Here is a 9,688-nt window from a genome sequence, read left to right on the forward strand (position 1 = left end):
CGGCAGGGCCCCGCACGGACCGACGGAGATGAGGAGAGCGATGGGCGTCACGGGACCCCCCGGGCCGGTGATGGACCGGGACGAGGTGGACCGTGCGCTGGCGCGCCTCGGCGCGGAGCACAAGGCGGTCGAGGACTCGCTCCTCGCGCTCCAGGACCACGCCGGCCGGCGGCTCCTCGAAGGCGCCGGGCTCACCGGCACCACCCGGGAGCGCTGGGCGACGACCGAGCGGACCATCACCGTGCTCTGGAGCTGCTTCGACGCCTACACGGCGGCGCTGCGCGAGGCCCGCGAGGTCCGCTCGCGGCACAAGTGGCCGAACCGGGAGGAGCTGGCCGAGCTGACCGAGCGGCTGCGCGGCGCCTCGGTGCACGTGCCGGGCGGCGCCGGCGAAGAGGCGCTGCTCGCCGAGCGGTTCACCCTCGACGGCCTGGTGCGGCGGATGAACGAGCTGTACGCGGCCTCCCTCGACGTGGTGGTCACGGCGGACGCGGTGTGGTCGGCACTGCCCGCCCGGATAGACCTGCTCGCCGCCGAACTGGGGCGGACGCGGTCCCTCGCGCACTCGGTGGGGGTGCGGCCCGGGGAGCATCCGGCCGGGGACGAGCTGGAGTCGATCACCGCCGAGCTGACCGAGCTGCGCTCCCTGGTGGTGACCGACCCGCTGGCGTTCTGGCGCCCGGCGGCGGGGAGTTCGGCGCCCGGCGGCGGCCGGCCCGACACCGAGCGGTACGACCGGGCGGCGCTCGCCCTGGAGGACGTGCGCCGGGAGATCGAGGCGGTCCTCGCGGTGCGGCAGGACTCCGAGGAACGGCTGCTGCGGCTGCGGGACGTGCTGTCCCGGGCCGACCGGACGCTCGCCGAGGCGCGGGTGGCGCGCGGCGAGGTCCTCGCGAAGATCGCCGCCTCCGAGGTGCCGGCCGTGAGCGGGCCGCCGACGGCGCTCCAGGAGCGGCTCCAGGCCGCCGCCGAGCACCGCAGGCACGCCCGGTGGCACCGCCTTTCGCCCCTGCTCGACGCACTGGAGCGGGAGGCGGAGGAGGAGTTGCTGCGCGCCCGGGACCAGCTGACGGCGGTGACGGCGCCGCTCGCGGTGCGGGCGGAGCTGCGCGGCCGGCTCGACGCGTACCGGGCGAAGGCGGCCCGGCTCGGCGGGGCGGACGACCCGTTCCTGACCGAGCGGTACGACACGGCGCGTCGCATGCTGTGGAGCGCGCCCTGCGACCTGCGGGCGGCGGAGCAGGCCGTGCTGCGCTACCAGCGGGCGGTGGCGGACCTGGTGTCCGGTCCGTCGGACGGTCCGTCGGACACGGGAGGACGACAGTGGTGAGCGGTATCGGAGCGCCGGGGGGCTGCCAGCGGCCCGGTTGCGAGGGCGCGTACGAGGACGTGGGCGGCGGCGAGCTGTACTGCGACACGTGCGGGCTCGCGCCGGTGGTGGCGCCGAGCGGCCGCCTCCAGGCCAATCCGACCGGGGTCGCCGTGCCCGGCAGGCCCGGGACGGGGACGCGCACCGGCACGGACGCGGGCTTCGGCGCGCCGTCCGAGGCGGCGGCCTGGGGGCCCGACTCGGCGTCGGCGCGCAGCGGTTCGCGGGCGTCCTCGCGAGCCTCGTCCCGCTCGTCGTCCTCGCGCCGCTCGGTGTCCGGGCGGCTGTCGCGGGCGCTGTCGGGGCGGAGCACCGGCCGTTCGGTGTCCGTGCGCAGCTCGGGTTCGTCGACCGGGCAGTCGGCCCGGAAGCGGCTGGGCGCGGGGCTCGTCACCATCCCGGAGGTGCCGCGCCCCGACCCGCGCGCGGCGGTGATGGCGGACCCCGAGGTGCCCGAGCGGAAGCGATTCTGCTCGCGGTCCGACTGCGGGGCGCCGGTGGGCCGTCCGCGCGGCGACCGGCCGGGCCGCACCGAGGGGTTCTGCACCTCGTGCGGGCACCCGTACTCCTTCGTGCCGAAGCTGCGCGCCGGCGACGTGGTGCGCGGGCAGTACGAGGTGGCGGGCTGTCTCGCGCACGGCGGCCTCGGCTGGATCTACCTCGCCGTCGACCGGGCGGTCTCCGACCGCTGGGTGGTCCTCAAGGGCCTGCTCGACACCGGCGACCAGGACGCCATGGCGGCGGCGATCTCGGAGCGCCGCTTCCTCGCCGAGATCGAGCACTCCAACATCGTCCGGATCTACAACTTCGTCGAGCACCTCGACCCGCGCACCGGCTCCCTCGACGGCTACATCGTCATGGAGTACGTCGGCGGCAAGTCCCTCAAGGAGATCGCCAACGACCGGCGGACCCCCGGGGGCCGGCGCGACCCGCTCCCCGTCGAGCAGGCCTGCGCCTACGGCATCGAGGCCCTGGAGGCCCTCGGCCACCTGCACAGCCGCAACCTGCTGTACTGCGACTTCAAGGTGGACAACGCCCTGCAGACCGAGGACCAGCTGAAGCTCATCGACATGGGCGCGGTCCGGCGGATGGACGACGACGAGTCGGCGATCTACGGCACGGTCGGCTACCAGGCGCCCGAGGTCGCCGAGGTCGGGCCGTCCGTCGCCAGCGACCTGTACACGGTCGCGCGCACGCTCGCCGTCCTCACCTTCGACTTCCAGGGCTACACCAACGTCTTCGCGGACTCGCTGCCCGAGCCGGAGCACATCGAGGTCTTCCAGCGGTACGAGTCCTTCTACCGGTTCCTGGTGCGGGCCACCGACCCGGACCCGGCGCGCCGCTTCGCCTCCGCCGAGGAGATGGCCGAGCAGCTCACCGGCGTGCTGCGGGAGGTCGTCGCCCTCCAGTCGGGGCGGCCCCGGCCCGCGCTCTCCACGCTCTTCGGCGCGGAGGTCAAGGTCACCGACACGGTCCTCTTCGCCGAGCAGACCGAGGACGTCTCCGTGCTCGGCGCCCGCCGCACCGGCCGGGCCCGGCGCACCGCGCCCGCGGCGGCCGGCGTCCCCGCCGGGCAGGGCCTCGGCGCGCTGCTCGCCCCGCTCGACGTGGCGGCCACCGCGCTCGCGCTGCCGGCGCCGCGGGTCGACCCGGCGGACGCCAACGCCGGCTTCCTCGCCGGACTCCTCGCCGCCGCGCCCGCGGAACTCCTCGGCGCGCTGCGGGCCGCGCCCGCCGACACCCCCGAGCTGCGGCTGCGCGCCCTGCGGGCCCAGCTCGACCTGCGGGACCTGACCTCCGCCGGGCAGACGCTCGGCGCCCTGGAGCAGTGGGACGCCGACGACTGGCGGGTGGTGTGGCACCGGGGCGTGGCCTCGCTCGTGAGCGGCGACCTGACACACGCGGCGCTCGCCTTCGACGCGGTCTACGACGCCTTCCCCGGCGAACCGGCGCCCAAGCTGGCGCTCGGCGTCTGCGCGGAGGTCCTCGGCCAGCTCGACAACGCCGCCGAGTACTACCACCTGGTGTGGGCGACCGACCCCGGCTTCGTCAGCGCCGCCTTCGGCCTCGCCCGGGTGCGGCTCGCCGCCGGGGACCGCACGGGGGCGGTCGCCGCCCTCGAATCCGTACCGGAGTCCTCCATCCACTACACGGCGGCCCGGGTCGCGGCCGTCCGGGCCCGGCTGCGGCGGCGGCCGCCGGGCGAACCGCTGGGCGCCGACCTGACCGCGGCCGCCGCGCAGGTCTCCGCGCTGGGCGGCTTCGGCCTCGACCCGGTGCGCCGGGAGCGGTTGTCGACGGAAGTGCTCGGTACCGCCCTCGACTGGGTACTCTCCGGAAGTCCCGGTGCCGCGCCGGGCGGCGGGGAGCCGCTGCTCGGGAGCGCACTGGACGAGAACGGGCTCCGCTTCGGCCTGGAGCGCGCCTACCGGGCGCTGGCCCGGCTCGCCCAGCGGGGCGAGGAGAGGATCGAACTGGTGGAGCGGGCCAACCGCTACCGCCCCAGGACGTGGGTGTGAGGATGTCCCAGAAGCCCCAGCCGCCGTCGCACGGCCTCGCCGTCTGCCCGGACCCGGAGTGCGGGGAGCCCGTGGACCCGAGAGACCGTTTCTGCGGGGCCTGCGGCCACGAACTGACGGCCGCCGCCGAGCTGCCGGCCGGGCAGGACCGGCCGACGATGCCGATCGCCGCGCCCGTCTGGCCCGAGGCCCCGCCCCGGGACCCCGGCTCGCTGTCGACGCTGACCCAGCACCCGGGCGAGCTGCCGGGCACCGACTCGGGCGGGCGCGACCTGCCGACGGTCCCGGTGCGCACGGACGGGCCGGTGGCGCCGCCGCGCGGGGAGACCGTGCGCGGCGGCGGCGACTTCGAGCTCGCCGCGCCGGATCCGCGGGCCGCCGTGCGGGTGGAGCCGGAGGCGCCTTCCGGTGCGGCTCCGCGGCCTTCCGCTACGGCTCCGCAGCCTGCCGGGGAGGCGGCCGAGGGGCTCTGCGTGGCCTGCCGCGCCGGGCGGGTCGACGGCGACGGCTACTGCGAGAACTGCGGGCACGCCCAGCCCCGCGAGCGCGACCACATGGAGCGGGAGCTCGGGACGGTGGCCGCCGTCAGCGACCGGGGGCTGCGCCACCACCGCAACGAGGACTCGTTCGCGATCACCGAGACCAGCCTGCCCGACGGCCGGCCGGCGACCGTCGCGATCGTCTGCGACGGCGTCTCCTCCGCCCACCGCCCCGACGAGGCGTCCGCCGCCGCCGCCCGCGCGGCCGGCGCCGTGCTCGGCGAGGCGCTGCCGCGCGGCACCCACCCGCAGCAGGCCATGCACGAGGCGATCGTCACCGCCGCCGCGGCCGTCACCGCGCTGGCCCGCACCGAAGGGCCCGACGCCGGCGCCGACTCCCTCCACGGCGGCAACTCCCCCGCCTGCACCATCGTCGGCTCCGTCGTCACCGACGGGCTGCTCGTCGTCGGCTGGGTCGGCGACAGCCGCGCCTACTGGGTGCCCGACGACCGCACCGCGCCCGCCGCCCGGCTCACCGAGGACGACTCGTGGGCCGCGCAGATGGTCAAGGCGGGCCTGATGAACGAGGCGCAGGCGTACGCGGACGAGCGCGCCCACGCCATCACCGGCTGGCTCGGCGCCGACGCGTACGAGCTGGAGCCGCACACCGCCGCGTTCAAACCCGACCGGGCCGGAGTCGTCGTCGTCTGCACCGACGGGCTGTGGAACTACGCGGAGGCCGCCGAGGCGATGGCCGGGACCGTCCCCGCCGACGCGGCGCTCCGGCCGCTGCACGCGGCCCGGGTCCTCGTCGGCCACGCCCTCGACGGCGGCGGCCACGACAACATCACGGTCGCGGTGACGCCGTTCACCCCGACGCCGCCGGGGGCACCCTCTCCCTGACCGCCCGTCACCTTCCGCCGTCGTCCCCGAGGAGCCGAAACCAGATGGCGAACTTCGCCAAGCCGTCCGTCCCGCAGTTCTCGGTGGACGTCTACCAGAACGAGTACCTGCCGGTCGGCGGGCGGGACGTCGACGCCGTCGTCACCGTGACGGCGACCGGCGGCGGCACCAGCGGGGCGCGGGGCGTCACGACCGGCGGACCCGCCGGAGTGGTGATCGTGGTGGACTGCTCGGGCTCGATGGACTACCCGCCGACGAAGATGGAGGGCGCCCGGGCCGCGACCGCCGCCGCGATCGACACCCTCCGCGACGGCACGTCCTTCGCCGTCGTCGCCGGCAACCACGCCGCCGTCCCCCTCTACCCCGACCACGGCCGGCTGGCCGTCGCCGGCGCGCGGACCCGGGCCGAGGCCAAGGAGGCGCTGGGGCGGCTCACCGCCGACGGCGGCACCGCGATCGGCACCTGGCTGCGGCTCGCCGACGCGCTCCTCGGCGGGGAGGACCTCGCCATCCGGCACGCGGTGCTGCTCACCGACGGGCGCAACGAGCACGAGACGCCCGAGGCGCTGCGGGCCGCGCTCGACGCCTGCGCGGGCCGCTTCACCTGCGACGCGCGGGGCGTCGGCACGGACTGGGAGGTCAAGGAGGTCACCGGGATCGCCTCGGCGCTGCTCGGCTCCGCCGACATCGTCGCCGATCCGGCCGCGCTCGCCGCCGACTTCACGGCCATGATGGAGAACGTCATGGGCAAGGGCGTCGCCGACGTGGCGCTGCGGCTGTGGACGCCGGTCGGCGCGGAGCTCGTCTTCGTGAAGCAGGTCGCCCCGACGGTCGCGGACCTCACCGCCCGCCGGACGGACACCGGGCCGCGCTCCGGCGACTACCCCCTCGGCTCGTGGGGCGACGAGTCCCGCGACTACCACGTGCGCGTACGGGTCCCGGCGAACGCGGTCGGGCAGGAGATGCTCGCCGCCCGCGCCTCCCTCGTCGTCCCCGACCCGCTGGGCGGCGACGCCCGGCCGGTGTCCCAAGGACTGATACGGGCCGTGTGGACGAACGACGTGGCGATGACCACGGCCATCGACCCCCAGGTCGCGCACTACACCGGCCAGGCGGAGCTCGCGGACGCCATCCAGGCCGGTCTGGACGCCCGCAAATCGGGCGATCAGGACGGAGCGACCGCGAAACTGGGCCGTGCGGTGCAGCTCGCGGCGGCCTCCGGGAACGCGGATACCGCGAAACTCCTTTCGAAGGTGGTGGACGTGGTCGACGCGGCGGCGGGTACTGTGCGGTTGAAGGCGAAGGTCGCGGAGGCGGACGAGATGACACTCGAGACGCGCTCCACCAAGACCGTTCGCGTCAAGAGGTAGCCCGGCCCCGCCCGGGCCGGACGATGAGAGGGGGAGCACCGACATGCCGACCTGCCCGAACGGACACCAGTCGGTCTCCGACGACTGGTGCGAGGTCTGCGGCCACCGCATGGCCGGGGCGGGTGCGCAGCCGGCCCCCGCCCCCCCGGGCCCCCCCGGCCCCCCTCCCCCGCCCCCCGCCTACGGCTACCCGCACCCGAACGGCGCCCCCGGCTTCCCCGACGGCCCGGGCGGAGCCGGCCGGCCCGGCGGCCCTGGTGCGCCCGGCGGTCCTGGCGGCCCCGGCTTCTCCGACGGCCCGGGCGGGGCCGGCCGGCCTGGTGGCCCTGGCGGTTCCGGTGGTCCTGGTTTCCCTGACGGTCCGGGCGGAGCCGGCCGGCCTGGCGGTTCCGGTGGCCCCGGTTTCCCTGACGGTCCGGGCGGAGCCGGCCGACCCGGCTTCCCCGACGGCCCGAACGCGGCCGGTCGACCCGGTGGCCCTGGCGCCCCCGGAGGTCCTGGCTTCCCCGGTGCTCCGGGTGGTCCCGGTGGTTCCGGCTTCTCCGACGGCCCCGGCAGGCCGGGCGGACCGGGTGCGCCCGGCTTCCCCGGTGGCCCGGGTGGCGCCGGCGGCCCTGGGGGTCCGGGTGGTCCCGGCTTCCCCGACGGCCCGAACGCGGCCGGCCGACCCGATGGACCGGGTAGGCCCGATGGACCTGGTGCGCCGGGCGGCCCCGGCTTCCCGGGCGGTTCCGGCGGACCTGGCAGGCCCGGTGGCCCCGACGGCCCCGGCAGGCCGGGTGGACCGGGTGCACCCGGCTTCCCGGGCGGTTCCGGCTTCTCCGACGTTCCCAACGGCCCCGACAGGCCGGGGGGACCTGGTGGTCCCGGCTTCCCCGCCGGCCCGGGCGGGGCCGGTCGACCCGGTGGTCCTGGCGCCCCCGGCGGCCCCGGCTTCCCGGGCGGTTCCGGCTTCTCCGACGGTCCCGCCGGTCCCGGCGGGCCGGGTAGACCCGGTGGCCCCGGCTTCCCCGACGGCCCGGGCGGGGCCGGTCGGCCCGGTGGACCGGGCGCTCCTGCCGGTCCGGCAGGTTCCGGCTTCCCCGGTGCTCCGGGCGGCCCCGGTTTCTCCGGTGCGCCGGGCGGCCCCGGCCGCCCCAACGGTCCCGGCGGCTCGGACGCTCCCGGCTTCCCGGGTGCCCCTGGGGCACCCGGCGGTCCTGGCTTCCCCGGCGGCCCCGGCCCGCAGGGTGGTCCCGGCGGCTCCGGTGGCCCGGGCGGTCCTGGCTTCTCCGGTGGCCCTGGTGCGCCCGGCGCCCCTGGCGGTTCCGGCTTCTCCGGCGGACCGGGCGGTCCCGGTACGCCGGGCGGTCCCGGCTATCCGGGCGGCCCCGGCGCCCCCGCCGGCTCGGGCGGTCCCGGCGCCCCTGGCGGACCCGGTTTCCCCGGCGGTCCCGGCGCCCCCGGTGGGCCCGGCTTCTCCGGCGGTCCCGGCGCCCCCGGTGGGCCCGGCTTCTCCGGTGGTCCCGGTGCCCCGGGCGGTCCGGGCGGTCCGGGCAGCGGGCCCTCGTTCCCCGGCGGCCCGGGTGCGCCCAACGGCCCCGGCGGCCTCGGCGGACCGGGTGGCCACAACGGGCCCGGTGGGTTCGGAGGGGATCCGAACGCGACCGCGCAGGCGGAGCTGTGCCCGCAGTGCCGGACGCCGCGCGAGCACATGGCGCCGTTCTGCGAGGAGTGCCGGTGGAACTTCCTGACCGGTACCGCGACCTCGTACACGCCGATCGCGCCGCCGCAGGCCCAGCGTCCTTCGGCGCCGCCTCCGGGGTTCCCGGCTCCGCCGCCGGCGCCCGGGCCGGGCGCGCCGCAGGATCCGTTCGGGTACCACGATTCGCGGCCCTCGCAGGTGAACCGGCCGGCCGAGCCGCTCGGTGCCGAGCCGACGCACCACCAGGCACCGCCGCGCGCCGGCGCCGCCGCCGACGACGACTGGGTGCTGTCCCCGCCGTCGCAGGCGCAGGCCCCGGAGCCCCCGCAGCAGCGGGCCCCGCAGGGGTGGACGGCGTACGTCGGGCCGGACCGTGACTACTTCATGGCGATGATGCGCCGCAGCGGCCCGGAGGCGTCGGGGCTCAACCTGCCCGCGTACGCGCCGCCGAAGCAGCTGCCGCTGCAGGGCAACCAGGTGTCCATCGGCCGGCGCCGGCACTCCACCGGCGAGGCGCCGGACATCGACCTGTCCGTGCCGCCGGAGGATCCGGGCGTCTCGCACCAGCACGCCGTGCTGGTGCAGCAGCCGGACGGCTCGTGGGCGGTGGTGGACCAGAACTCCACCAACGGCACCACGGTCAACGGCGGCGAGGAGCCGATCCAGCCGTACGTCCCGGTCCAGCTCCAGGACGGCGACCGGGTGCACGTCGGCGCCTGGACGACGATCACCGTCCGGCGCGGCTGAGCCCGGGAGGGCCGGGGGTCCTAGACCTCCGGTCCTCCGCCGGTCCGTCTGAGACGATGGAACGGTGAACGAGCAGAGCTTCTACGAGCAGGTCGGCGGCGAGGACACGTTCCGTCGCCTCGTCCGGCGTTTCTACGAGGGCGTCGCCGGGGACCCGCTGCTCCGCCCGATGTACCCCGAGGAGGACCTCGGCCCCGCCGAGGAGCGCTTCGCCCTCTTCCTGATGCAGTACTGGGGCGGTCCCGGCACCTACAGCGAGCGCCGCGGCCACCCGCGGCTGCGGATGCGGCACGCCCCCTTCGCCGTCGACCGGGCCGCGCACGACGCCTGGCTGCGGCACATGCGCGCCGCGATCGACAGCCTGGAGCTGACGCCGGAGCACGACGCCCAGTTGTGGCGGTACATGACGTACGCGGCGGCCTCGATGGTGAACACCGACGGCTGAGCCCCTTCCGCTCCCCGGGCGGTACAGACCACTCCATGCCACCGGATGAACACATTCCGGGGATGAACGACCGATTAACGGTCACGATCCCATCAAGGTCGGTGCGCAAGCGGTTTCCACCGACCCGTGGCCGATGAAAGCATTCCCGGAACGTTTCGAAGCTCAAGGCTTC

6 protein-coding genes are annotated in these 9,688 nt (G+C 76.8%); all 6 read left to right on the forward strand.

From position 1 onward, the window contains the following. Window positions 1-40: 40 nt before the first annotated feature. The 6 genes from IE245_RS05615 (at window position 41) to IE245_RS05645 (ending at window position 9,516) form a co-directional block, all read left to right on the forward strand. The gene (locus tag IE245_RS05615) at window positions 41-1,330 is read left to right on the forward strand and encodes a coiled-coil domain-containing protein (RefSeq protein WP_189945612.1); all 1,290 of its coding nucleotides are present in this window, start codon (window positions 41-43) and stop codon (window positions 1,328-1,330) included. After that, entirely contained in the window at window positions 1,327-3,888 is a 2,562-nt protein-coding gene (locus IE245_RS05620) for a serine/threonine-protein kinase (protein ID WP_373305276.1), read from the forward strand. The genes IE245_RS05615 and IE245_RS05620 overlap by 4 nt, the downstream gene beginning before the upstream one ends. Then, window positions 3,885-5,270: a PP2C family protein-serine/threonine phosphatase gene (locus tag IE245_RS05625; protein WP_373305277.1), complete on the forward strand. Its 1,386-nt coding sequence runs from the start codon at window positions 3,885-3,887 to the stop codon at window positions 5,268-5,270. The genes IE245_RS05620 and IE245_RS05625 overlap by 4 nt, the downstream gene beginning before the upstream one ends. Window positions 5,271-5,314: 44 nt before the next feature. Beyond that, entirely contained in the window at window positions 5,315-6,640 is a 1,326-nt protein-coding gene (locus IE245_RS05630) for a vWA domain-containing protein (RefSeq protein WP_189945614.1), read from the forward strand. Window positions 6,641-8,522: 1,882 nt separating this feature from the next. Further along, the gene (locus IE245_RS37900; RefSeq protein ID WP_308436595.1) at window positions 8,523-9,071 is read left to right on the forward strand and encodes an FHA domain-containing protein; all 549 of its coding nucleotides are present in this window, start codon (window positions 8,523-8,525) and stop codon (window positions 9,069-9,071) included. Window positions 9,072-9,135: 64 nt separating this feature from the next. Further along, window positions 9,136-9,516: a globin gene (locus tag IE245_RS05645; protein ID WP_189945616.1), complete on the forward strand. Its 381-nt coding sequence runs from the start codon at window positions 9,136-9,138 to the stop codon at window positions 9,514-9,516. The last annotated feature ends 172 nt before the right edge of the window (window positions 9,517-9,688 follow it).

The organism is Streptomyces roseolus (assembly GCF_014649855.1).
GTDB lineage: Bacteria > Actinomycetota > Actinomycetes > Streptomycetales > Streptomycetaceae > Streptomyces > Streptomyces roseolus.